At 48.4% G+C, this 23,813-nt stretch carries 26 protein-coding genes; 11 read left to right on the top strand and 15 right to left on the bottom strand.

Translation table 11 applies throughout. From position 1 onward, the window contains the following. Window positions 1-118 precede the first annotated feature (118 nt). From ABD980_RS09485 to ABD980_RS09470, 4 genes are all read right to left on the bottom strand, one after another. Window positions 119-943: a M48 family metallopeptidase gene (locus tag ABD980_RS09485; protein ID WP_300647101.1), complete on the bottom strand. Its 825-nt coding sequence runs from the start codon at window positions 941-943 to the stop codon at window positions 119-121. Then, entirely contained in the window at window positions 943-2,028 is a 1,086-nt protein-coding gene (aroC, locus tag ABD980_RS09480; RefSeq protein WP_345371303.1) for a chorismate synthase, read from the bottom strand. Before aroC ends, ABD980_RS09485 begins: the two co-directional genes overlap by 1 nt. Before the next feature lie 70 nt (window positions 2,029-2,098). Further along, the gene (locus ABD980_RS09475) at window positions 2,099-3,559 is read right to left on the bottom strand and encodes a protein adenylyltransferase SelO (protein WP_345371301.1); all 1,461 of its coding nucleotides are present in this window, start codon (window positions 3,557-3,559) and stop codon (window positions 2,099-2,101) included. Next, window positions 3,559-3,951 carry a DUF2069 domain-containing protein gene (locus ABD980_RS09470; RefSeq protein WP_345371299.1) on the bottom strand — a complete coding sequence of 131 codons (393 nt, stop codon included), beginning with the start codon at window positions 3,949-3,951 and terminating at the stop codon, window positions 3,559-3,561. Before ABD980_RS09470 ends, ABD980_RS09475 begins: the two co-directional genes overlap by 1 nt. A gap of 62 nt (window positions 3,952-4,013) precedes the next feature. Here ABD980_RS09470 and ABD980_RS09465 point away from each other — a divergent pair, with 62 nt between their 5' ends. From ABD980_RS09465 to ABD980_RS09455, 3 genes are read left to right on the top strand one after another with little or no spacing between them, the layout of a single operon-like run. Further along, the gene (locus ABD980_RS09465) at window positions 4,014-5,348 is read left to right on the top strand and encodes a YihY family inner membrane protein (protein ID WP_345371297.1); all 1,335 of its coding nucleotides are present in this window, start codon (window positions 4,014-4,016) and stop codon (window positions 5,346-5,348) included. Beyond that, window positions 5,332-5,784, top strand: a complete 453-nt coding sequence (locus ABD980_RS09460; protein ID WP_260648870.1) for a CBS domain-containing protein — start codon at window positions 5,332-5,334, stop codon at window positions 5,782-5,784. Before ABD980_RS09465 ends, ABD980_RS09460 begins: the two co-directional genes overlap by 17 nt. A 50-nt stretch (window positions 5,785-5,834) precedes the next feature. Further along, entirely contained in the window at window positions 5,835-6,887 is a 1,053-nt protein-coding gene (locus ABD980_RS09455) for an NAD(P)H-dependent flavin oxidoreductase (protein WP_345371293.1), read from the top strand. Here ABD980_RS09455 and dusA read toward each other — a convergent pair. Continuing rightward, window positions 6,871-7,881 carry a tRNA dihydrouridine(20/20a) synthase DusA gene (gene dusA / locus ABD980_RS09450; protein WP_345371745.1) on the bottom strand — a complete coding sequence of 337 codons (1,011 nt, stop codon included), beginning with the start codon at window positions 7,879-7,881 and terminating at the stop codon, window positions 6,871-6,873. The two genes, ABD980_RS09455 and dusA, sit on opposite strands and share 17 nt — an antisense overlap. A 147-nt stretch (window positions 7,882-8,028) precedes the next feature. Here dusA and ABD980_RS09445 point away from each other — a divergent pair, with 147 nt between their 5' ends. Together ABD980_RS09445 and ABD980_RS09440 are read left to right on the top strand one after the other, a co-directional pair. Further along, the gene (locus tag ABD980_RS09445) at window positions 8,029-9,006 is read left to right on the top strand and encodes a homoserine kinase (RefSeq protein WP_345371291.1); all 978 of its coding nucleotides are present in this window, start codon (window positions 8,029-8,031) and stop codon (window positions 9,004-9,006) included. Window positions 9,007-9,009: 3 nt separating this feature from the next. After that, window positions 9,010-9,780 carry a BPSS1780 family membrane protein gene (locus tag ABD980_RS09440; protein ID WP_345371289.1) on the top strand — a complete coding sequence of 257 codons (771 nt, stop codon included), beginning with the start codon at window positions 9,010-9,012 and terminating at the stop codon, window positions 9,778-9,780. Between the two features lie 330 nt (window positions 9,781-10,110). Here ABD980_RS09440 and ABD980_RS09435 read toward each other — a convergent pair whose 3' ends face one another. From ABD980_RS09435 to ABD980_RS09395, 9 genes are all read right to left on the bottom strand, one after another. Next, entirely contained in the window at window positions 10,111-10,827 is a 717-nt protein-coding gene (locus ABD980_RS09435) for a type II secretion system F family protein (RefSeq protein WP_345371287.1), read from the bottom strand. 111 nt (window positions 10,828-10,938) lie between these two features. Beyond that, entirely contained in the window at window positions 10,939-11,784 is an 846-nt protein-coding gene (locus ABD980_RS09430) for a type II secretion system F family protein (RefSeq protein WP_345371285.1), read from the bottom strand. After that, window positions 11,768-13,396 carry a TadA family conjugal transfer-associated ATPase gene (locus ABD980_RS09425; RefSeq protein ID WP_345371283.1) on the bottom strand — a complete coding sequence of 543 codons (1,629 nt, stop codon included), beginning with the start codon at window positions 13,394-13,396 and terminating at the stop codon, window positions 11,768-11,770. The genes ABD980_RS09430 and ABD980_RS09425 overlap by 17 nt, the downstream gene beginning before the upstream one ends. Continuing rightward, window positions 13,380-14,753, bottom strand: coding sequence for a type II and III secretion system protein family protein (locus ABD980_RS09420; RefSeq protein WP_345371281.1), 1,374 nt, complete (start codon window positions 14,751-14,753; stop codon window positions 13,380-13,382). Before ABD980_RS09420 ends, ABD980_RS09425 begins: the two co-directional genes overlap by 17 nt. Before the next feature lie 4 nt (window positions 14,754-14,757). Further along, window positions 14,758-15,636 (bottom strand): Flp pilus assembly protein CpaB, encoded by an 879-nt coding sequence (gene cpaB / locus ABD980_RS09415; RefSeq protein ID WP_345371279.1) that lies wholly within the window; start codon window positions 15,634-15,636, stop codon window positions 14,758-14,760. A 3-nt stretch (window positions 15,637-15,639) separates the two neighbouring features. Continuing rightward, on the bottom strand, window positions 15,640-16,260 hold the full coding sequence (locus ABD980_RS09410) for a hypothetical protein (protein WP_345371277.1): 621 nt from the start codon (window positions 16,258-16,260) through the stop codon (window positions 15,640-15,642). Between the two features lie 9 nt (window positions 16,261-16,269). After that, entirely contained in the window at window positions 16,270-16,923 is a 654-nt protein-coding gene (locus tag ABD980_RS09405) for a hypothetical protein (RefSeq protein WP_260648880.1), read from the bottom strand. Continuing rightward, the gene (locus tag ABD980_RS09400; RefSeq protein WP_345371274.1) at window positions 16,916-18,229 is read right to left on the bottom strand and encodes a hypothetical protein; all 1,314 of its coding nucleotides are present in this window, start codon (window positions 18,227-18,229) and stop codon (window positions 16,916-16,918) included. The genes ABD980_RS09405 and ABD980_RS09400 overlap by 8 nt, the downstream gene beginning before the upstream one ends. A gap of 1 nt (window position 18,230) precedes the next feature. Next, the gene (locus ABD980_RS09395; RefSeq protein ID WP_345371272.1) at window positions 18,231-18,515 is read right to left on the bottom strand and encodes a hypothetical protein; all 285 of its coding nucleotides are present in this window, start codon (window positions 18,513-18,515) and stop codon (window positions 18,231-18,233) included. A 214-nt stretch (window positions 18,516-18,729) separates the two neighbouring features. On the opposite strand from ABD980_RS09395, the gene ABD980_RS09390 reads away from it, so the two are divergent. From ABD980_RS09390 to ABD980_RS09365, 6 genes are read left to right on the top strand one after another with little or no spacing between them, the layout of a single operon-like run. Then, window positions 18,730-20,058, top strand: a complete 1,329-nt coding sequence (locus tag ABD980_RS09390) for an FAD-dependent oxidoreductase (RefSeq protein WP_260648883.1) — start codon at window positions 18,730-18,732, stop codon at window positions 20,056-20,058. Continuing rightward, window positions 20,045-20,557: a thiosulfate oxidation carrier protein SoxY gene (locus ABD980_RS09385; RefSeq protein ID WP_345371269.1), complete on the top strand. Its 513-nt coding sequence runs from the start codon at window positions 20,045-20,047 to the stop codon at window positions 20,555-20,557. The genes ABD980_RS09390 and ABD980_RS09385 overlap by 14 nt, the downstream gene beginning before the upstream one ends. A gap of 11 nt (window positions 20,558-20,568) precedes the next feature. Beyond that, window positions 20,569-20,895, top strand: coding sequence for a thiosulfate oxidation carrier complex protein SoxZ (gene soxZ, locus ABD980_RS09380; protein WP_345371267.1), 327 nt, complete (start codon window positions 20,569-20,571; stop codon window positions 20,893-20,895). Continuing rightward, window positions 20,892-21,239 carry a c-type cytochrome gene (locus tag ABD980_RS09375; RefSeq protein ID WP_345371265.1) on the top strand — a complete coding sequence of 116 codons (348 nt, stop codon included), beginning with the start codon at window positions 20,892-20,894 and terminating at the stop codon, window positions 21,237-21,239. Before soxZ ends, ABD980_RS09375 begins: the two co-directional genes overlap by 4 nt. Beyond that, entirely contained in the window at window positions 21,236-22,537 is a 1,302-nt protein-coding gene (locus tag ABD980_RS09370; RefSeq protein WP_345371263.1) for an NAD(P)/FAD-dependent oxidoreductase, read from the top strand. The genes ABD980_RS09375 and ABD980_RS09370 overlap by 4 nt, the downstream gene beginning before the upstream one ends. 14 nt (window positions 22,538-22,551) lie before the next feature. Next, window positions 22,552-23,565 carry a YeeE/YedE thiosulfate transporter family protein gene (locus ABD980_RS09365; protein ID WP_345371261.1) on the top strand — a complete coding sequence of 338 codons (1,014 nt, stop codon included), beginning with the start codon at window positions 22,552-22,554 and terminating at the stop codon, window positions 23,563-23,565. Here the strand turns inward: ABD980_RS09365 and ABD980_RS09360 are convergent. Next, window positions 23,552-23,800 (bottom strand): hypothetical protein, encoded by a 249-nt coding sequence (locus ABD980_RS09360; RefSeq protein WP_345371259.1) that lies wholly within the window; start codon window positions 23,798-23,800, stop codon window positions 23,552-23,554. The two genes, ABD980_RS09365 and ABD980_RS09360, sit on opposite strands and share 14 nt — an antisense overlap. Between the last annotated feature and the right edge of the window lie 13 nt (window positions 23,801-23,813).

Below are 23,813 nucleotides of genomic sequence, written 5' to 3'. Positions count from 1 at the left end.
ATTATGCCAAGGTTTTACACCGGTACAAGACCAATACATATCCTAGTATAAAAAATAATAGGATAAAAAAAGCTGTGTCTAAATAACACAGCTTTTTTGTATGAGTCGCTAAGTGGACTTAACGTTTATTCTGCTGGTAAATCGGCATAACGCGCTCAGCAGCTACCTGTAAATCATTAATCCGCGATGCCGGTGATGGGTGGGTAGACAAAAACTCGGGCGTACCATTACCGCTTAGGGCTTGCATTTTTTGCCATAGTGTTACCGCAGCTCTAGGGTCATAACCGGCACGAGCTGCCAGCTCCACCCCTAAACGATCAGCCTCGGTTTCATGAGTGCGACTGTTGGGTAAATTAAACATTACATCCGTTAATGTGCTGCCTAGGTCTCCTACCAGCGAACTTCCGGTCACCGCCGATAATACGGACAGCCCAATATTGGTTGCCATTTGCTGAGACATCTGCTCACGAGCATGCTCACGCAAGGCATGGGCCATTTCATGTCCAATTACCGCAGCCAGCTCATCATCGGTGGCTTTGGTTTTGTTGATCAAGCCAGAATAAACCGCCATCTTCCCACCAGGCATACACCACGCATTTACTTCGTCGCTATTAATCACATGGATTTCCCAGTTCCATTGTTGTGCATCGGGTCTAAACACCCCCACCTGTTGGATTAAACGCTGAGCAATGGTACGTACTCGCTGGGTTTGTGCCTGGTTCACATCAAGAGCTGATTGCGCTCGTGCTTGGCTGATCATTTGGTTATATTGCTGCGCGGCGGTTTGATTCAGATCAGCTTCCGAGACTAGGCTCGACATATACTGCTTACGCTCAATACCCACCATGCCAGAGCTTGTTGTATCCATCGCCGTGCAGGCGACCAATAAGCTGGTTGTGCCTAGCGCTACCATCCATTTTGCTTTTTTAAGTAAGGTTCGCATTAGTTTTCTCCTGGTCTTAACCAATGATCGGCACACTGTGCACGCTGGCGCAGCAACTGATCCATAATCACAATCGCTAATAAACTTTCTGCAATGGGAGTTGCACGAATCCCTACGCACGGGTCATGACGTCCTAGGGTCTGCACCTCGACCGGCTCGCCCTCTGTATTAATGGAGGGGCGCTTGATGCGAATACTGGAAGTCGGTTTAATGGCTAAAGACACTTCGATATGTTGACCAGTGGTGATGCCGCCCAAAATCCCCCCAGCATGATTCGATTCAAAGCCGGTTGGTGTAATCGCATCACCATGTTCAGAGCCTCGCTGCGAAACCGACTCAAACCCCGCACCGATTTCCACCCCCTTGACCGCATTAAGCCCCATCATCGCATAGGCAATCTCGGCATCCATACGTGCATAAATAGGTTCGCCCAAACCAGCGGGAACGTTCTCGGCCACCACCTCGATCCGTGCTCCAATCGAGTCGCCCTCTTTGCGCAAAGCATCCATATAGGCTTCGAGTTCAGGTACCACATCCGCATTCGGAGCATAAAAGGGATTGTTAGAAACGTGCTCCCACGATTGAAAGGGAATCACAATCGGGCCAAGCTGGCTCATATACCCACGAATTTTTACCCCATATTTTTCCGCTAACCATTTTTTAGCAATCGCACCGGCAGCCACTGTTGGCGCCGTTAAGCGCGCTGAGGATCGCCCACCCCCTCGTGGATCACGGATACCATATTTGCGCCAATATGCATAATCTGCATGCCCTGGCCTAAACGTATCCACGATATTGCCATAATCCTTACTGCGAGCATCGGTATTACGAATCAATAGGCTAATAGGCGTTCCTGTAGTTTTACCCTGATACACACCTGACAGAATTTCCACTTGATCTGGCTCTTGGCGCTGGGTGACATGACGCGATGTACCCGGACGACGACGATCTAGCTCCACCTGAATATCGGCTTCGCTAAGCGCCAATCCTGGTGGACAACCATCAATCACAGCACCAATGGCTGGTCCGTGTGATTCACCATAGTTAGTAACACGGAATAATTTACCTAAAGTATTGGCTGCCATAACAACGTTTTATCCCAAATAAAGGTTTTATGATTGCTGCTAATCATAACCAAATAATGCCAATCTCACACTATGAAGAGCAGCTTAGCGCGGGCACGCTTTGATCCGGAGTGGGCGGCAATGCCAAATCATCGTAGCCTTCATGCCAATCATAAGGATTTTCTAATACAAAAAACAAACGCGCTAGGGGCTCAATATCCCCTTGTTGCACCGCTTGAATCACCTGCTGTGCCAAATGATTACGCAATACATATAATGGGTTGTGCTGATCCATTTGTTCTTGGCGCTGCTGCGGGCTGTGCTGATTAAGCGCTGAGCGTTGCTGATAACGCGCTAACCACTGTTGCGCGGCTTCGCTGTGTCCAAATAAAGCCAACCATGAGTCGGGCTGTTCAAAAACCAAGCTTAATGCCCTAAAACTTAAACTAAAATCAGCCTGATGGTCGTGTAACAACTGCCACCAATCATTGGTTAAATGATGATCCTGCGCTTGCCACTGATCCCACCCCAACTTTTGCTGCATATTATGCGTATACTGCGCCACATAATCGCTTTCAAAGTGCCCCAGTACTTCTTGCAATTGAGACTCTGTACACAAATCCAAAAAGCAGCTTGCTAAGCGTGCTAAATTCCAATGCACAATGCTGGGTTGTTTATACCAAGCATAACGCCCACCGCTATCAGTTGTATTGCAAATATAGTCAATGGCAAAGGCATCCATAAAAGCATAAGGCCCATAATCCATGGTCAACCCTAATACCGACATATTGTCCGTATTCATAACCCCATGACAAAACCCCACCGTTTGCCAATGCGCAACCATTTGTGCGCTACGCCGTACAATTTCACGTAATAGAGCCAAAGCCAACTCTGCATCTGGCGTCAAGCCCGGCGTACCGCACTCAGGATAAAAATAATCCACTACATAATGCAATAATTGACGTAGCTGCTTAGGGTGATTAAACCAATGCTCAAAAGAACCAAAACGAACAAAGCTGGGGGCCACTCTACACACAATGGTCGCGGTCTCCTTAGTTTCCCTGTATACCGGATCCTCTGACATGACAATCGCCAATGCTTCTGTGGTGGGTATCCCTAAATTCTGCATAGCATGGCTAGCTAAATATTCCCGCAATGAAGAGCGCAATACCGCACGCCCATCACCCATCCGAGAATAAGGGGTTAATCCAGAGCCTTTTAGCTGTAGTTCTAACACCTCGTGCTCGGTTTGAATCGCCCCCAACAAATGCGCGCGCCCATCACCTAACTGCCCCGCCCAATGTCCAAACTGGTGGCCACTGTAGACCGCCGCTAAGGTATCCCCGCCAGGCAATGGCTCATTGCCTGACATAATGCGTAAAAATGACTCCGACTGGATCTGCGTCGCCTGCAAGCCTAGCTTTTTAGCAACCGCTGGGTTCACATGCAGTAACGTTGGGTTTGTTAGCCCTTGCGGCGCTAACCGTGTATAAAAAGCAGAGCCTAAGCTCGCAAAATGGTTCTGCGTTCGCAGTCCGTCAAATAATCCCATTATGCATCCCGTTGATGAGTGACTTTTTTACGCTGTTTTGCCGCTTTTTTTGCAGGCCATAAATAAAACAACGCACAAAGGTAAAAGATAAAAGACAAAATAATTTCTATGCCTGCCATCATGACAGACATAGGGTTTGGATCCGACCATACTCGCGTCACTCCCTCCATAAAATAAAGCAACACCAGCATAGAGGACCACTGCAAGGTGTAAATATTTCCTTTTAACACCCCACGCAAAGGAAACAATAAAGGAATCACTTTTAATACTAAGTAAGATCCACCCGGGCGCACTGGCGCCACAAAAAGCTCCCAAACAAGGCAAAGAATGATTAAGCCAACGAGAGCAACGGCAGCAACTCGATACAAAATAGGGTTTAATTGAGGTTTCATATTGTTATGATGATTTAACTTAACGGTTTAATCGCATCCATTTTTGTCTGGAGTTTAGACATATGCCTACACCAGCGCCCCGCGTCGATACCACAGCACCAACACAAACATCGTGGTGGGACAATGCTAAAGACAGTGCTGCTTTTATTTTAAAGCGCTTACTGCAACGTAATCTTACTCAGGTAGCATCCAGCCTTACCTTTACCACGATTTTAGCTATCGTGCCGTTACTGGCCGTTATTTTGGCGCTATTTACGGCTTTTCCTTTGTTTGATGATTTTCGCGAAGCATTACAAGGTTTTTTAACTTCGAACCTGATGCCCGAGGCCGTATCAGAAAATGTCATGGACTACCTGAATCAATTTGCGGCCAAAGCGTCCAGTTTAACCGCAGTCGGGAGTTTATTTTTAATTGTCACATCCATTATGCTGATATCGACCATTGATGAAACCTTCAATGCGATCTGGCTCGTTTCTGAACAACGCCCTTTGGCGCAACGGATTCTTGTGTATTGGGCAATCATTTCCTTAGGGCCTATTGTGGCCGGAGCAAGCATCTGGGCAAGTACCGTTTTGGCTAGAGAGTCCCTTGGTTATATTGGCAATTTATCTGTGTTGGCCTCATTTGCCCTCTCCGCTATTCCTCTTGCCTTAACTGCACTCGCCTTTAGTGCGCTTTTTGTGTATGTGCCTAACCGTAAAGTCCTGTGGCGTGACGCTATCATCGGTGGTATCGCCACCACCTTTGCACTAGAAGTACTAAAACAAGGTTTTGCCTTTTATTTAACTCAATTTCCCACGTATACTTTGATTTATGGTGCTTTTGCTACATTACCTATTTTTTTAATGTGGATGTACTTATCGTGGATGGTGGTCCTACTTGGGGCTAGCCTCGTTGCCATTATGCCAAACTTACGCCGACGAAACTGGGTAAGCACAAAACATGCTGGTGCAAGCTTTGTCAATGCGCTTTCTCTTTTGCAGCTGCTTTGGCAACAGCGCACGCCTTTGCCTAACGGCATGAATGTCGATGAGATCAGCAACTACTTAAAGCGTGACCCAGCAAGTCTATCCTCTTTGCTAAAATCCCTAAAAAAAATGGGCTTTGTAGTAAACACCATGGAAAACGAAGATGAGAAATGGGTTTTAGCCTGTGATCCAGCCATCACCCCCTTGGCGCCTTTAGTGGATGCCTTTCTCCTTGATCGTCATCAAGCCGATACACCTGCATCCACATGTATGGTGAAGCTGATTGACGCTACCTTAGCTAACCCGTCAATCACTCTTTCAACGTTATTTGAACAACCCGACTTATTTCATCAATTGAGTCAACAAATACAAAAAAACATGCTGTTGCCCACACAACACCAAGGAGTTAACTATGCTCAAAGTCAGTGAAATTTTACGTGTAAAAGGGGATATTCTTTATACCGCTACGCCTGACACCCCACTCACTAAGGCTATTGAAACCATGAGCGCCCAAGACGTCGGCTCTCTTGTCATTATGGAGCACGGTGAGCTTGTCGGCATGCTGACCTTTCGTGAAATTATTCGCCATCTACATCAACAAGGCGTTGCCGGCCATGAGTTCACCATCCGCAGCATTATGGATGATGCCCCCATCAGCGTCACCCCAAACACCAGCGCTGAAGAGGTCCAGCGCCTTATGTTAGCCAAACATGCTCGCTATCTCCCCGTCATGGATGGTCCTGTTTTGCTAGGGGTGATTTCTTTTTATGACTTAGCCAAAGCCTTAGTCGAGGCACAGCAGTTTGAAAACAATATGCTTAAAGCCTACATCCGAGACTGGCCAACCGACACGCTTGCTGAATAACTCAACGCCCCAAGTTACTTTGGGGCTTTTTACTGCATAAGGAGCGAAACGTGGCAACATGGTGTGATTTTTTTGAATTACCAATCCCTTTAATTCAAGCGCCAATGGCCGGAGTCAGCACTCCTGCCTTAGCAGCAGCCGTCTGTAATGCTGGCGGTATAGGCTCACTGGGCTTAGGCCATCTCTCTATCGCGCAGGCGCGCCAACAGATTCACGCCCTTAAAGCGCTCACTCCTCGCCCTTTTAATGTCAATTTTTTCTGTCATCAACCCGTAGCGCCCTTTCCAGCCGCAGAGCAAAAATGGTTAGAAATTCTTGAGCCCTATTTCGCCGAGTTCGGGGTAGCTCCCCCCTCAAGCCTCTCTATCCCTTATGTGACTGCTCAACACAACCCCGAGCTCATCGCCATGTTATGCGAGGAACGTCCTGCTATTGTGAGCTTTCATTTTGGGATCCCTGAACCCCATGTCATCCAACAGCTCCAACGCGCTGGCATCGTGGTGTGGGGCTGTGCCACTCAACTCTCTGAGGCCTTAGTCTTAGCCCATAGTGGGGTAGACGGCATCATTGCGCAGGGCTTCGAAGCGGGTGGGCATCGCGGCGTCTTTGACCCCAACGAGGATTTACAACTGGGCCTATTACCATTAATAAGCTTATTAACGCGCCATATCGAGCTACCTATTATCGCTGCTGGGGGCTTGATGACGGGACAACAAATTGCCGCCGTTTTAAAGCTCGGTGCTCACGCCGTACAACTGGGCACTGCTTTTATCAGCTGCCCCGAGTCAGCGGCTGACTCCCATTATCGCGCACAGCTACTCAGTGCGCACAGCCTAAACACAGACGTTACCTCGGTTATTTCAGGGCGCCCTGCTCGTGGTCTAAAAAACCGTATGCATACTGAAATTGCCACCTTTGCAGATTTTGTGCCTGATTACCCTATTGCTTATAGCGCCGGCAAAGCACTGCACACTGCCGCCCTGCAACACAACAATACCGATTTTGCCGCTTACTGGGCGGGTCAGGGTGCTCCCTTAAGTCGAGCTATCGCTGCCGCTGACCTCGTCCAACTGCTCTGTGTAGAAGCTAGTCAGCCCCAGTAGTCGACCGTAATAAATCCCAGGCCTCGAGCAACACCTTGGCATCGGCTCGGGCCATTTGCGCTGGGTCAGACAAATGACGCCGCCACTGGCGTGCGCCCGGTTTGCCATGCGCCCAACCCAGCATGGCTTTAGTAATCTGACGTGGGCGTGTACCAGCTTGGAGTTCTTGTGCTAAATACTGATACATCCGCGCTAAGACGGCCTCTTCGTCTAGACGAGTGACTTGAGGCCATATCACATCGTGCATTTGTCCAAGCACAGCAGGAGTATGCCAAGCCGCACGGCCAATCATCACACCATCAAAAGTTTGAAGATGCGTTTGGCATTGTGCCACGGTACTGATGCCCCCATTTAAAACAAAGGTAGCCTCTGGAAAATCCGTTTTTAGCTGCGCCGCATAATCATAACGCAACGGCGGAATATCACGATTTTCTTTAGGCGATAAGCCCTTAAGCACAGCATTACGCGCATGCACAATAAAAACCCGTACCCCCACCTCGTACTGGATACCTACAAAATCACGCACAAAGCTGTATGAGTCTTCGTAATCCAAGCCTAAGCGATGTTTTACTGTAACAGGTATCGAAACCGCATCTTGCATCGCTTTAAGACAATCGGCGACCAAAAGCGGTTGACTCATTAATATTGCCCCAAACGAGCCTTTGAGCACCCGGTCCGAAGGACAGCCACAGTTTAAATTGATTTCATCATACCCCCACTGCTCGCCCAGCTTCGCGCTTTTTACTAAGGCCTGCCGATCGCTCCCGCCCAACTGCAAAGCCACGGGGTGCTCAGAAGGATCAAAACGCAAATGCCGCGCCACATCACCATACTCTAACGCACCAGTAGTAATCATTTCGGTATAAAGACGCGCATGTGGTGCTAAAAGCCGGTGAAAATACCGACAATAGCGGTCGGTAACATCAATCATTGGGGCCACACAAAGCGCCCACGGGCTTGGTGCAGGTAACGGATCTATTTGGCTCAAAGCCATGTTTGCATGTAGACTCACAACTAACCTATTTAATCAATCAAAAAGCCACCGGCCTAAATAGGCTTTATACTGGACTTTTATTCATCACGGCGACAGAATCCATGCTGTCGTACTCAATGCTCTTATTTTATTGATCATTTTAACAACATGGCTGTTTTTACTCCTGTTACCGACGCCGATGCGCGCGCGCTATTGCAACATTATAATCTGGGTGAACTGGTTTCTTTACGAGGTATCAGCGCCGGTATTGAAAACACCAACTATTTTCTTACCACCACCACCGGGGAATATGTATTGACCTTGTTCGAGGTACTGACCTTTGAACAGCTGCCCTTCTATATTGAGCTCATGCACCACCTGGCAGAAAAAGGTATTCCTGTGCCCTCTCCTCAAACGCTAAAAAACGGACAGCGTTTGACGCGTATGCATGATAAACCCTGCGCGATCGTAACACGTTTAGATGGCAGCTATGTGCCCGAACCGAACCTAAAACATTGTGCCCTAGCAGCACAAACACTGGCTCAAACCCACTTAGCAGCTCAAGACTATCCCCTGACACAACCCAATCTACGTAGTCTACCTTGGTGGGAACAAACTATTCCTGCTATCTTGCCTTTTTTAAACGCCGAGCAACACCAGCTCATCACCACAGTACTAACAGAACAACAAGCTTTTTTTGCCAGCGAGCTGTATGCTCAGCTCCCCTCTGGTCCGGCACACTGTGATCTATTCAGAGATAACGTACTCTTTGCCGGTACAGCTGAACAACCCGTAATGGGTGGTTTTATTGACTTTTATTTTGCGGGCTGTGATACCTGGATTTTTGATATTGCTGTCAGCGTCAATGATTGGTGTATCGAGCGCGACACTGGTACCTTTTTACTCGAACCGCTTCGAGCTTGGTTAGGCGCTTATCACGCAATCCGCCCCTTTACCGAGGCAGAAAAGCAAGCATGGCCACTGGTTTTACAAGCCGCAGCCCTGCGTTTTTGGGTGTCACGTTTATATGATTTTTATCTGCCTCGCCCTGCGCAGACTTTAAAACCCCATGACCCCACCCATTTCGAGCGTGTACTTCAAGCACGTCGTCAACCACAAATCTCTTTGGATGAACTCATAGGATAATTCATGCAGGCTGCACGTCTTCCCGCTAGTTACGGTTGGGCGTGGTTATTACAAGGTTGGGCGTTGTTTAAGCGCCAACCTATGACCATGCTTTTCTGGAGTTTAATGACTAGCTTACTGATTAACCTAAGCTATTTAATCCCTATCTTAGGCCAACTGACATTAATTGCACTGACCCCAACATTGGGTTTTGTTGCCCTTAACGCCTGTGTACGTATTGAGCGCAACCAACCCACCCCTTTAGGTCTATGGCTAGAGCCTCTACGCACCACGCCGGTTAAACAAGCAATGATACGCTTGGGTATTGCTTATTTAATTTGCTGTACGCTAGCTGGGTTTATTGCAGTGCTACCTTTTACTAACAATATTCTGCCCGTGTTAGAACAAGACAGCATCGACCCTGACGCGCTAATGCAAGTCGTTAAAGCACCCTTTATGCTCTTTGGGATCCTCTATGCAGGTATCTCAATTTTATTCTGGCATGCCCCGGCGCTTATGGGTTGGCATCATATTCCGTTGAAAAAAGCCCTGTTTTATTCCATGGTGGCATGTTGGCGTAATAAAGGGGCTTTGCTGATATTTGGTTTTTGCTGGTTTTTGATTTATATGGCAATGCAATGGCTCGCATCGCTTTTGCTACATATCACCGACGCAAGCCTAGCCCATTTTCTGATCACCCCTGTTAATCTCATTGTGATGGCCCTTCTATACAGTAGCTTTTATCCTATTTATCGCAGCGTCTTTGGCCAAAACAATTTACCCGCCAAGGTATAGTCTGAGCTATTCCATGTTGTGCTAGCGCCATCCACAATTGATGGCGCTTTTTTGTATTAGAAATTGCCGTTTCTATTACACCATGCACCCGTTTATCCCAGCAACTACATACGAACTGTAAACGCTGCCAGGTCCGCAGTGGTCGGCCCTCCCTATCCACAAATACGACCCATAAGGGCTGTTTTAGCCCAATCCCTTGGACAGCACGACAATGAGCAAAATACAAAGCGTGCTGTGGATAAGTAAACACATGCCAACCATACAAACGTGCCCACATACCTTGAGCTTGATAAAGACGCACCCCTGTCTGTATCCATAACGGATCAGATGCTAAAAAGCTTGCCATAATTGAAATACCAAAGGATAACCAATGACTAAAAACGTACATGGAAAAATACAAGTGACTAAAGGAAAAAGCATTTTCACCGGGGCTTCCATGGCTTTTTTTTCAGCTCGCAGAAAACGCTCTTGGCGCCGTTGCTGTGCTTGCTGTCGCAATAACGGCCCTAAACTAACCCCCATATCTAACGACTGCTGCCAGGCCGCAACAAAAGCCTGCATTTCATCTAAATCCACTTGATTAGCTAGCCGTGTTAAAACCTCATCCCTTGGTACCCCTGTGCGCAACTCATCTAACACCTTTTGTAGATGAGCGCGTAAAGCCTGGTCAGGCAAATGCTGTACGCAGAGTTGTAATGCCATCCACGCCCCCATACCAGCCTCTAAACTCAAAGTTAATAAGTCCAGCATAAAAGGAAAGTCATACTGCATTTGCTGTTGTTGTAAACGCAAACGTCGCTGCCATCCTAATATAGGCAGGTAAAAACCTAACCCTAGACCTATAACCCCCATCCAAATCCCCCCAACTAGCACCCCCACTAACGCCCCCAGCATGGCTCCAGCACACTGTCTAGCAAAAAACACCTCTATTTGTATTTCATCTAAACGAAGAAGCCGCTGCAAACGCAACCGATAGCGCCAACTAAAAAAAGGACGACAAATCTCAACCCAAGCTTGCCACCACGGCGACCACCAAGTTTTTGGCAAAACCGCATCCTGCCTAGGTCTAGCCCACAAAGGTCTAAATAGCCCCCACAACAACACCCCACAGCTTATAAAAGCACAAGCCAAACTAATTCCCAACCACATCCTGCCCCTCTATAAACGGATATTTACGATACGATAAATTAACCACAACCCAAGTGCTTCTAACACAATAATGGTTAATAGCACCCAGCGCCCCGAAGCTTCTTGCCACAAAGGCGCGATCAAAGCACTGTCTAACACATATAAAGCGGCTCCTACCAGGAAAGGCAATGCCACCATCACCCAAGCCTGAATTCGCCCTTGGGCTGTAAGCGCTCGAATCCTGCCCTCTATATACAGCCGTTGATTAATCGTATGCGCCATGGATTCAAGCAAGTCAGCTAACCCCCCACCGCTTTGTCCTGCCACTGCCAGCGCCGATCGCAGTAGGCTGTTTCCTTCGCAGGGCATACGCGCATACAGCCTAGCAAACGCTTCATCTCGCGCTACTCCCATTCTTTGTTCACGTAAAACTAGGCTTAGTTCCTGCACCAAAGGGGCATGACACAATGGTGTCATGCGTTGCATAGCCACAGCCAAGCTACTACCAGCGCGTAACGCTCCAGCCAACGCCAACAAATAATCAGGCAGCTGTTTTTCATAATGTTGTAAGCGCCGCTTTTTCCACCACCGTAGCGCTAACGGCCAGACCATTACACTCAACATCGCCCCAATAAGCATCCACCACCAAGAGCCGGTAGCCCAACCAAACAGCCCTGCCCCCACCACTAAAGATACCCAAAACAATGGTGCCAGTGCATGCCCTTGAATAAAAACAAACCGGGCTGCAAGATCTTGCTCTGAGCGCTGTAAAAAATACTGCTTTAAAGTTTGCCCATAACGCCACAATTGCGGTAGGTAAACCAACCCTAAGACCGCCACGGTCCCCCAAGCCATTAAACTAAGCACTAGCCACATAACACTCTCCTGATGTAGGCATGAACCACTCCGCTGGCACTGAATTCAACATATCGCCAAAACACAAAGGCATCACCCCAGTGGCATAAAAAGTGTGTCGTGCTGGATCAAATACAAATAAGTCTTGCATCTGAATACGCCCACTTTCCATGCCTGTAATCTCACTAATCCGGCTAATGACCCGTCTCCCGTCTTGTAAACGACTTTGCTGTATGATTAAATGCAGCGCACTTGCAATATGCTCCCGAACAGCATGCAAAGGTAAATCCATACCAGCCATTAAAATAAGCGTCTCTAAACGAGCTAAAGCATCTCGTGGGCTATTGGCATGAAGCGTTGTTAATGAACCTTCATGCCCGGTGTTCATTGCACTCAACATATCAAAGGCTTCAGCCCCACGACACTCGCCCACCACAATACGATCAGGACGCATTCGTAGTGCATTACGTACCAAATCACGGATCGTAATTAATCCTTTACCCTCACTGTTTGCAGGGCGAGCCTCTAAACTAACTACGTTGCCCTGCTTTAGCTGTAGTTCTGCTGCATCCTCAATGGTAATAATGCGCTCATGATCTGGAATGTAATTCGACAAACTATTCAATAAAGTGGTTTTACCGCTACCTGTACCGCCAGCAACAACCATATTTTTTTTATGTTGAACGCAATATTGTAAAAACTGCGCCATCACTGCACTCAATGCCCCTTTTTGCTGAAGCTGCACTAAGTCCAAGCGGTGCCGACTGAACTTACGAATAGTTAAGCACGGGCCGTGAATAGCAACCGGTGCAATCACTGCATTTACCCTAGAGCCGTCTTTTAAACGCGCATCCACCATGGGTGAGGAGTCATCAATACGCCGACCTAAAGGACTCACAATGCGTTCGATAATGGCTAATAGAGCGGCTTCGCTACTGAACGACGCAGACACCCACTCACATTTACCCCCTCGTTCCACATAAATCTGATCGAAGCCATTCACCATAATCTCCGTGATATCCTCCTCGGCAAGTAAAGGCTCTAATGGCCCTAGACCTATGGCCTCATTTAAAACCAAATTGATCAGCTGTTCTTGTGAACACGGCCAGCTTTGTTCTGACTGCTCAGTTAAAATGCGCAACAAATGCACACGCGCCTGCTCTCGTAATTGTGTATCTGACAGCGCCTCAATATCTTTACGTCGCAGATCCAATTCTTGAACTAACTGCTGATGTAAAAATGACTGTAGCTGCCGTAGCTTTTGCTGAGCATGACGATCTGGGACTTCCCTATGCGGCATGACAGAAGGTGTATTACTCACTGAAGTTAATACTTCTGTCTCCACAATACGTAGAACAGTAATTAAACACGCCCCGATAATAATCTCGTCACCTACTTTGAGAGGACCATAGCGACTAATTCGCTTTTGATTTACTACCGTTCCACCCAATGTGCCAAAATCCTCAATATAGAGCGCCTGCCCTTCTAGAAAAATCTGGGCGTGCTCTTTCATCACCCGCCAACCCCCAATTACCACGTCGTTATCACTGCTTTTTCCTATTGTTATTGGCACGGACAGCTGACGCTGTTCTTGATGGCCATTTTGAAAGCACAAATCAAGGTGTAACTGCATATTGCTCCTCTGCTACTTGCCATTGTGAACCCGCTCCCAACCAAGGATTCCACCCGATCGTCGCGACCTTGGAAACTGGGTTTTCGATAGGATGATTTAAAACTGGGGCAATAAAGTGCTCATTGATCATCTGTTGAGCACTATTAACTCGTTGCTGTAAGGATTGATGCTGAGCGTCCACCAAGTACGGCGTGACAAAAATAGCAAGCTCAGTCTCATTGCGTTGATAACGTTTAGATTGGAAAAGCTGCCCCAAAATAGGAATATGATGCAGACCAGGGACTCGATACGCATTCTCAGCCATATCCCGCGAAATAAATCCTGCTAATACTAAAGTCTGCCCCGACTGCACATTAAACTCTGTACTAGCACGACGCGTTTTTAATGAAGGGCCCGTAGGAATAGATAAGCTCGGATCAATAGAGCTGACCTCTACATCCACATGGGAACGCACCGCTCCTGAGCTTTCCAAAAAAGGCGTTATTTTTAATGAAACCCCATACGGTTTGAACGACGTATTCGCATTTCCATTTTGATCCGTAGTGGAGTAAGGCACTTCGCCACCCGCTAAAAACTCAGCGGTAGCCCCGCTACGTGCTAATAGCTGAGGTTGAGCAAGCACAACTGCCTGTCCTGTCTGGCTTAACGCTTGAAGACGAGCCGCTAACAAGGCATTCAAGCCAAAATATCCTGCCATCGCTCCAGGCTGATACGGTAAAGGCATGACTACCTCGCCCGGTCTATCGAGCAGCTTAGCGCTACCTCCATCCCAAGCCAGTCCTGCATGCAAACCACCCTCGCTTTGATCAGCCCATCGTACGCCTAACTCTTGCATCAGATTTCTAGGAATCTCTAAGACCTTAACGTCGAGTAACACCATCGGCTCCCAAGACATGGTATGGCTTAGATCTAAGATTTGGGGATATCGCTTTTTCAGCTCCTCGAGCTGCTGTCGGTGCGTGGCTGTTAACTGTGCACCCTCTACTACTACTTGATCTCCAACAACACTCACCTGCAATTGAGGTATACGTTGCAATAGTTCTTTTAACTCATGCACAGCTTGGGTTTGCATCGGCTCTTTAACCTCTACATAAAAAGTCCGGTGCCCCCCTGATTGAGTCCAAACCGTCAATGTACTCGCTCCAGGATTACGAGCAAACACTAATACCTCTTTATCGTCGGAGGTCACAGCATTAATAACATGACCATCTCCCACAGCCACACGCGCCACATCAGGGATCTCCATAATGCGCATTTCCCCTATATGTAACAACCAATGTGTGGCTGACTGCGCTCCTGAGCTAGCACTCCAATACACCCCAAGCAACAGAAAAAACAAGAGACGAAATGGCTTCATCGCATCACTCCTGTAGATAACTCAGCTGCTCAGCTGTGGGAATGGTTACAACCGCCTCACGCACTGCTGCTGGCTTAGCATCTGTAGCACGTATCTGTCGCGGTACTTTATTTCCATAAATGACAGGCACGGACTTAAATTCTGTAGCGCTCGTAGACAAGCCTAATAAAGTCGCTAAATCTCCACGTACCGCCTTATCCGATAGATGCATATCATGTGGGTTACGTAACATCGCGGTGATCATGCCTACTTGGCGAGCAGCCACCAACTTAGCCCCATCTTCTGGACTCAAATCTAAAGTCACCGTCGCATAGCTTCCTGTACCTCCTTGTTGATCCGTATTATCATCAGTGGCTAGTACCAATACCCCTTGCAACAACGGGGCTGTCACTTTACGACGCTGATGATCGAAACTGACATACAAATCAACCAGATCACCTGCTCGTAACAATCCGGCCAGCGCATTAATTTGATCCACTGGCATTGTCACAGCTCTTCTTCCATTTGCTAAGCGTGCTGAAAAATGCTCTGTTGTCGCCGCTACAGTGTGAACCCCCAAAACCATATCGCCCGCTTTAATAGGACCGCGTAATACCATTCCCAGAAGCCGTGTATACTGCTCCGGCGTCACACTATCAGCAGGTATAGACTGTTGAGGAAAAGCACGAACAGCTAAATGCATTTCATGTAAAACCGTTCCTGCTGGTAAATCCTGTGCAGCGACAACCCGCTCAATCAAAACAGGACGATTTTTTTGCTCTAACAGCAAACGCTGTTGCTCTAAATGCCGATACCCAGCCCAAACGGCTACCCCAGCTCCTAAGAACACCACTCCTGCCCATAAGAAAAACTTATGGTGAGCACCCAAACGAAAAAGTCTCATTGATCACTCCTTTTTAGTCAGCGGCCACCAAACCAAATGCCAAAACTCACCCTCGTTCCAAATAACATACTGATACTGGTCTTGTTGCCACTCACACCACCTGTCGGTAGCACAGCGAACTCGTCCTAAAGACACGGTCTGATATAAGCGTTTAACAAAGTGACTCCAGCTATAAGCGCTTTTCGGCTTCGCCATAACATACTGAGGCCAGGACTGCTCCCACTGCATTTGCCATATCTGTGTTACTAAGCCTTGCAATATAAAAGGTGTCACTAAGGGAGTCGTTAGCTCCCAGTTCCAGACAGAAACCCAACCTTCTGTTTGCTCTTCTTGCTGGGTGAGCATGACCATATAGTGCGCTTGTTGCTTTTGAAATGAGATTAACCATGCTGCTTGTGTGCGTTGTAAATAAAAGCTCTCTTGCAACTGCTCTTGCAATATATGCACTACCTGATCTGCTGTTGCTTGCGCTCTAAACTGTTGACTTTGAATACGTTGCCCTTGCCATAGCCATGACTCAACTTCAGACCACTGCCAAGGCATGTGTGCCAAAGCGGGCAATAACTGAGCCTGTGCTAATGGAGCTAGCAGCCATAGCAGCCCTATCCCTAACCATCGCCACATAACTTGCCCTTATTCATACTCAAACATCGGTAAATCATGCTGCCAAGGACGTAACCAGTCGACTTGAGGCGATGCACGCGCCCAAGGGCGATCCACTGCTTGTAAACGTGTCTCCCATCCTCTTACTAAACGTTGCGACTGCGCTGCTGTCCCCCATAAAGAATCACTTTTTTCAATACGCTGCACCATATCCTCATCCGATAAAGCATGCCCCGCCCCCACCCAAATACTTGTCTGACTACTTAGTTTTAGCTCGCTGAGAAAATACGGTTTTTTCTGTGCCCAAGCCGCTGGCAACCAGCCACTATCCGATACCACCGTAGAAAAGCGCCAACGCTGTGACTGAGCAAACAGACCTTCTCTTTGTGCTTGCTGCATAAAGCTGGGTAAGATTGACATCACACCTAGAGGCTGTGCATTGGCATGCCATTCATGTGCAATTGGACTTAATAAACCCTCGTGATATGTGGGTTGCCATACCGGTTGATTCGCCCCCAACTCCCACCCCTGACTAAAGCGAAACGCACTCAATGCGGCATGATGCTGTGTTTGTAATTTAATTTGCTGCCAGCGTTGTAACCACATCACTGCCGCAATCAGCAACCACACCATGACCACAACCACCAGCATTTCCACCATGGCTTGCCCTCGCTGTTTATTCATCTTTTCCTCCTATTCCTAATGGCGTTAACCAATGGCGATGCTGCAAACGCGCCTGCCAAAAGGCATGGAGCAAATTCGATTTCTCTTTTTTTCTGTCTTGACGAGGATGAGGGCGTACAAAATAGCTTTCTGCACCACTGCGGCTACTCATTGTTACACCATAGGGACTCTGCCAAATTAACTCTGTGCTAAATGCCAGTGAGGAAGGCTTTTCTTGTACGCGTAACCACGCAGCCAGCCCTCTTCCTTGCCACGTTTTTTGATCTTTTTTCGCCCACGATGCCGCTAATGGATTACTATTTCCTGAAAAAATATTCCAGTTCGTGTTTTGCTCTACCCAACGCCAAAAGTCCTGCTGAGAGAAGTCTTCTGGTGGATCGTCGATCACTTCTGTTGCTGAGGTTTTTTGAGCGTGGCTCGGTAACCAAGCCCACCCCATTGGGTATTCTCTGTGATAGCAGCCAATCCAACGATTAGAGCGTAAAGCATGGTAAGACTGCGTATCCTCTGCATGCCACAAGCCTTTTTCATCCAACTGTGTTTGCCCACGCCGCCGTAATTCATGACGCTTGTGAGGACAACGTGGGTCCACGACCCACGTATTTTTTATCGTATGATTACGTGGCTGCAAAAACGCATAATGTTTCATGAGCTCCTGCAACCAAGGACGTAAGCTCAACCCTGGCTCCCAGACGGTATACCCATCCCAGCTTTCATCATAAATATGCAACTGCATCTGCTGTTTTAATTGGTTAGGATCAAACTCCGGATAATTATCTTGGAGTACCTGCCACATGACTTGCTCACGCCACAAGGGCAGCTGCTGACGAATTTGCAATAATGATGGGCTCATTACCTGCTGTGCGAAATGATCATGCTGAGCAAAAGCACGCCCTAAAGCTCTATAAAAACCCGCTTCCTGAGTCGAACCAGCAGCTAATGTCGAGGATTGGTAGGCTATGGCGTGCTCTGGTCCAAACATCATCCCAATCACACTGACGGGTGGGTTACGTAACCCAACCCGTACCGCTTCCGTACCAGCAAAATGTGCCCATGAGGCCATGGTGATTAAATGTGCCATCGCTAATTGGTGCCCTATATAAGCGCGCTGCATATACGCGGTATAGTTCAACACCTGTGCTTGCAATAATGCTCCGCTATAAGTCGCAGCATCTAATGCATGTCGTTGACGCACCACCTGCTGATTAACTTGCCCTACATAAAAAAATCGCTGCAGTACCAAGCCTAGCAAGAGTGCAAACAACAGCCCCAGCACTAAGACCTGACCTTGCTGTGAAGCACGCATATTACTGACCACCTGCCTGTGCAGCATTACCCGTAAAGCTTTGTAGACTTTTGCTTTCGGTTTGCCCTGAGCTTAAGTTTGCGGCACTTTGTGCTTGTTGAGATTCTGCCGTCCCATCCTCACCGGCTAATTCCTTAGCCATGGCTGCTGTCTGGGAGCGCACCACTTGTCCAAATAGCTGAAAAACCGCAATGGCGGCTACGGCAACGAGGGCTACAATAATGATGTATTCCACCATCCCTTGGCCAAGCTGTTGTTTCTGGGATTCCTGTAAAGGCTTTTGCATCGCTTCCTCCTGTGTTAATTCCAGTCACATCAGTATGCAAAAAGCAAAAGCTTTGCACTATTCGCAAAACCAACAACGGATAAAAACTCCCTATCTTTCGCTTCTCCCCCTACTTTTCCTTATTCGATAAAAATCAGTTATACTGGCGCCACGCCAGATGTGATCAGTATGGATCCATCGTTACGTGTGTCATGGTATGACTACGAGGATAAAAATGAACAGAAGACACTTCATGCTGACGCCACCCGCTTTGGCGCTCGGCGCATTGGTACTACCCAAAACCGGTTTAACCGCTCCCTTAGCCATTCATAGCAATACCCAACTTCTACCACGGCGGGGCAAAGGCCCACGCATCGTAATCTGTGGTGGAGGCTGGGGGGGGATGACTGCGGCTCGCTTTTTACCCGAGCTTATCCCCGACGCAGACGTGGTGTTATTAGAAAAAAACCCCACCTTTTGGTCTGGCCCAATGAGCAATAAATGGTTGGTTGATATCGTCAACACAGACTTTGTCAATCACGATATGCTCGAGCCCGCCAACAAATATGGCTACACCTTAATCAATACAGAAGTCACGGCTTTTGAGCGCGATAAAAAACAAGTGCGTACTGCGCATGGGCTGATTGACTACGACTACTTAATTCTTTCTGGTGGTATCCGAAATGCGTATGACGCGTGGTTTGGTAATGACCTGTACGCGGCCGAATACACACGCAAACATTTTCCTAATGCGTATATCCCCAACGCGGAAATGTTCGCACTCAAAAATAAGCTCAAAGCCTTTAAAGGCGGTACGATTGTCATGACGTTGCCGCCCCCACCCCATCGCTGCCCTCCTTCTCCTTATGAGCGAGCCTGTCTGATGGCGTGGCATATCAAAAAAAATAAGATCCCAGGCAAAATTATTATTTTAGATCCCAAACCTAAAATTGCCCCCATTGGCGAAGGCTATAAGGCCGCTTTCGAAGAGCTATACCCCGACATCATTACGCATGTGCCCAATGCTGTCGTCAAAGAGGTCGACCCGTTTAACAAAAAAATCAAAACCGCTGCTGGAGATTTCACCTTTGATGATGCGGTCCTCATGCCCCCACACCAAGCCTCCGATATGGTTTGGTATGCTGATCTCATCGGTAAAGACGAAAACGGTAAACCCACCGGCTGGGCAGATATGCATCCGCGCCTGTTTACCGCTAACAGCGATGACAATGTGTACTTTGTTGGAGACTGCATGGGGATGATCTCGGATCAGTTTGGCCACTACCCTAAAAGCGGTCACGTGGCTCATGCCATTGCCAAAATTGTCTCTCAAAACCTCTATGAGCGCATAACAGGCAAAGAAATCGTACCGGTTCTGCCCGATAACTTATGCTATATGATGGTCAATGGCGACCCGCAAGAAGAAATCTCGGTTAAATTTGAATACGAAGTCGATGCCACCGGCAAAGTACTACAAACCCAAATCGATATGGACGTTCGCTCCACTGATTTAGTTCAAGAAGACTTCGACTGGATTAAGAGCCGCTTCAATGACTTCCTCTAACCTTCTCATCGCACCAGCTCATCTTGTAAAACGTCGTCAGCTTTTAATCGCAACAGCATTGGGCCTAGGCACCACTTTCCTACCACCCACTTTACGAGCCCAATCTGCAATCAATGAGCTGCTGCGTCCAGCCACTGCCGCTGAAGTTAAAGCCATTTTGGATGATTTTACGCAAGGGCAAAGCCCCATTACCACGGGGCTGAAACTGGATATGCCGGTTTTAGGCGATAACCCTGCCGCGGTTCCGGTCAAAGTTGTTTTCGATGAAAGCATCACCCCCGAAAACTTTTGCGAAGAATTAATTATATTGGCAGAAAGCAACCCTAAACCACTCGCTTGCCGATTCCAGTTCACGGCTTTAGCAGGCACCACCGAAGTTGCCGTGCGGTTGCGTCTCATAGAAAGCCAGAACATCCGTGCCTTAGCACGTATGAATGATGGTCGTATTTTGATGGCACAGCGTCACATCACGGTCACCGCTGGTGGCTGCGGCATGTAAAAAGGGACTCTATGACAAAACCTCGTATTTGGATCAGTAATGCCAAGCCTATGGCAGGCGAAATTGTGCGCGTGCGGGCTTTAATCGAACATCGCATGGAAAGTGGTATGCGTTTAGATAATGACGGCAATGTAATACCCCGCCATATTGTGCATACCTTTACAGCCAAGCTCAATGATCAGCTTCTGTTTACTTGGCAACCCGAAACGGCGATCTCTCAAAACCCTTATATTGAGTTTACCTTTGTTGCGCGTGAATCAGGCACCCTATCTATGCAGTGGGTTGATGATGCCAACCAAACCATCTCGGGTGCCGTAGAGCTAGAGGTAAACCGATGAAACGCATCAACAATAAGCGCCTATTCACTCTAGGCGCGAGTATCTTATTGGGTCTATGGGGCAGCCAAGTCACAGCGGATACTCGCCCCTTTGATGTTCGTTTACAAGCCAGTGTCTGTGTGAACTGCCATCAAACCCACACCAGCGCCATCCCTACTATTGTTGGGCAGCCCGAATCTGTGCTACGCGAGCAACTTCTGGCTTTTAAAGCTGATCGCGCTCCTTCTACAATTATGCATCGCTTAGTCGCGGGCTATGAAGAGTCGCAACTACGCGCGCTTGCCCAGTATTTTTCACAACAAGCACCGATTGAGCCGGTTTCAGATAAGGCGTCTCAAAGATGAAAAAGAATCAAGGCTACTCCCGCCGTCAGTGGTTAAAACACGTCGGGCAAACCACCGCTGCTAGCGCTGTTTTATTATCGGTCCCCAGTTATGCACGCCCCGCCTCAGCACAAGTCGTCGTCGTAGGGGGTGGTTTTGGTGGAGCGACAGCCGCTCGTTATATTAAGCGCCGAGACCCATCTATCCATGTCCGTCTTATCGAGCCCGCCAAAACTTTTTATACCTGCCCATTTAGCAACCTATATTTAGGCGGGTTACGACGTTTTGAGCAACAAGCTCACTCATATGATGACTTACGTGCCCAAGGCATTGAAATCATCCACGATATCGCCACAGCCGTGGACCCCGATAAAAAAACCGTGCAGCTTGCCCAAGGCGCCTCCTTAGCTTATGACAAGCTTCTGTTATCTCCCGGGGTGGATATGCGTTGGCATGCGCTCGAAGGCTATGACGAGGAGGCAGCAGAGCTTGCCCCACATGCTTGGAAGGCCGGAGCGCAAACGCAGCTACTCAAAAAACAGCTTGATGCCATGCCCGATGGGGGGACTTTTATCCTAGTGGCTCCTGAAAACCCTTTTCGTTGCCCTCCTGGTCCCTACGAACGCGTGAGCATGGTTGCGCACTACTTCAGTCAGCATAAACCCAAATCCAAAATCCTTATTCTTGATGCCAAGGATGCGTTTTCTAAACAAGCTTTATTCCAAGATGCTTGGCAACACATTTATGGGGATATGATCGAATGGGTGCCCATGTCACAAGGGGGGCGGGTAATACGGGTGGATGCTAAACAAGGGCTTGTCGAAACCGAGTTTGGGGATCAACATCAAGCCGATGTTTTGAATGTGATTCCACCCCAGCAGGCAGCACAGATCGCTCACCAGTCTGGGGTGGCCGACCAAAGCCTGTGGGTGCCCATTGACCCGACCACTTTTGCCTCGCAACATGTACCTGATGTGTATGTTGTCGGTGATGCCACCATTGCGTCACCCATGCCCAAATCAGGTTTTGCGGCGAATACTCAAGCCAAGGTCGCTGCAGCAGCCATTGTGAATGCCCTTTCTGGGCAGGCCCCTGCAGAGCCATCCTTTACTAACACGTGCTACAGTCTTATCGCCCCAGATTACGGTATCTCTGTTGGTCACCTGTATGCAGTCAATAACAACCAACTGGTCGAGGCTTCTGGTGGCGTTAGCCCGCGTGATGCGGATGCGGATTTCCGTCGACGCGAAGCGCAATATGGGGCGGCTTGGTACGAAGCTATCTCATTGGATATTTGGGGTACAGAACCACACGCTTAACATCAGGAGCATCCATGCCAACCTCCACCGTTGTTTTGAGCAGTGGACTGCTCATTGGTGGCCTATTTGGTGCCACTAGCCAAATCTCAGGTTTCTGTTTGGTGCGTGGCTTACGCCAACGCTGGTCGCTTCAACCCAATGACCAGCTCGCGGCCTTTGCCATCGCGCTAGCTGTAGCTTTGCTGGGTACACATCTTGTCTACATAGGGCAATGGGTGGATATTACCCAATCCGTCTACCTACAACCCACCATATCTTGGTTATTGTTGCCACTAGGCGGCTTTCTTTTTGGCTATGGCATGATGCTCGCCAATAGCTGCGGTGGCCGGGCCTTAGTCCTTTTTGGACAAGGCAATCTACGCTCATTATTCGTACTTTTGGTGCTTGGTATCAGCGCTTATCTGACGTTAACCGGCGTCTTAGCCCCATTGCGCTTGATGCTCGCACAGGCTACCAGCCTCAACATGCCGGCGTTGCCTTGGCAACAAGGGCTAATGCGCCACTTAAGCGTCGCTGTACTTGTGCTAGGTCTTTTGTTATTTGCCATTAGAACCCCCGGCTCCGCTCATAAAACTAAAGCCTTAGCTGGTGGGATTATGATAGGCCTGCTCATGGTCGCGGCTTGGTTTGTCACCGGCTGGCTGGGTGCTGACCCGTTTGACCCGATCCCTGTGATGTCACTGAGCTTTATTCTTCCTATTGGAGACACCATTCAATACAGCATGCTAGCTACGGGTATGGAGCTACGCTTTGGTATCACCGTGGTCTTAGGGGTGATTCTGGGTGCCTTAATCAGTGCCCTCGTACGCGGCCAATGGCAACTACAGGGTTTTAGCACTAGCACACAAATGGCTCGCTACGCGCTAGGTGCTGTGTTCATGGGCATAGGCGGGGTGCTGGCCTTGGGCTGCTCTATAGGACAAGGTCTTGGTGGCTTATCTACGCTATCGCTGAGTTCGCTTATCGCTTGTCTTGGTATTCTACTAGGGGCACGAATTGGGGCCAAATACCCCATTACCACCAACTAGCTCGCCGTAACTTACGTGCAGCAGCTCGATTCAAATCTTTAGCACGCTGTTCGGCAAACTCTTTTTCTCCGGGCTCATACGAGCCCTCGTACATGCAGCTTTGTGGATCCCAACGACAAGCCGCCGAACTGGTTACCCCAGCTGCCGGTGGTGCTGTGGGCCCAGAGGGGCTACCACAAGCGGTTAATAAGCAAACCAAGCCAACTAACCCACTCATCCGCAAACCTTTACGCATCGCTTTTTCCTTT

It is taken from the genome of Paenalcaligenes hermetiae (assembly GCF_039543645.1).
GTDB classification, from domain to species: Bacteria; Pseudomonadota; Gammaproteobacteria; order Burkholderiales; family Burkholderiaceae_B; genus Paenalcaligenes; species Paenalcaligenes hermetiae.
The sequence above is the reverse complement of the archived record's forward strand: the minus strand, read 5'-3'. Positions and strand labels throughout refer to the sequence as shown.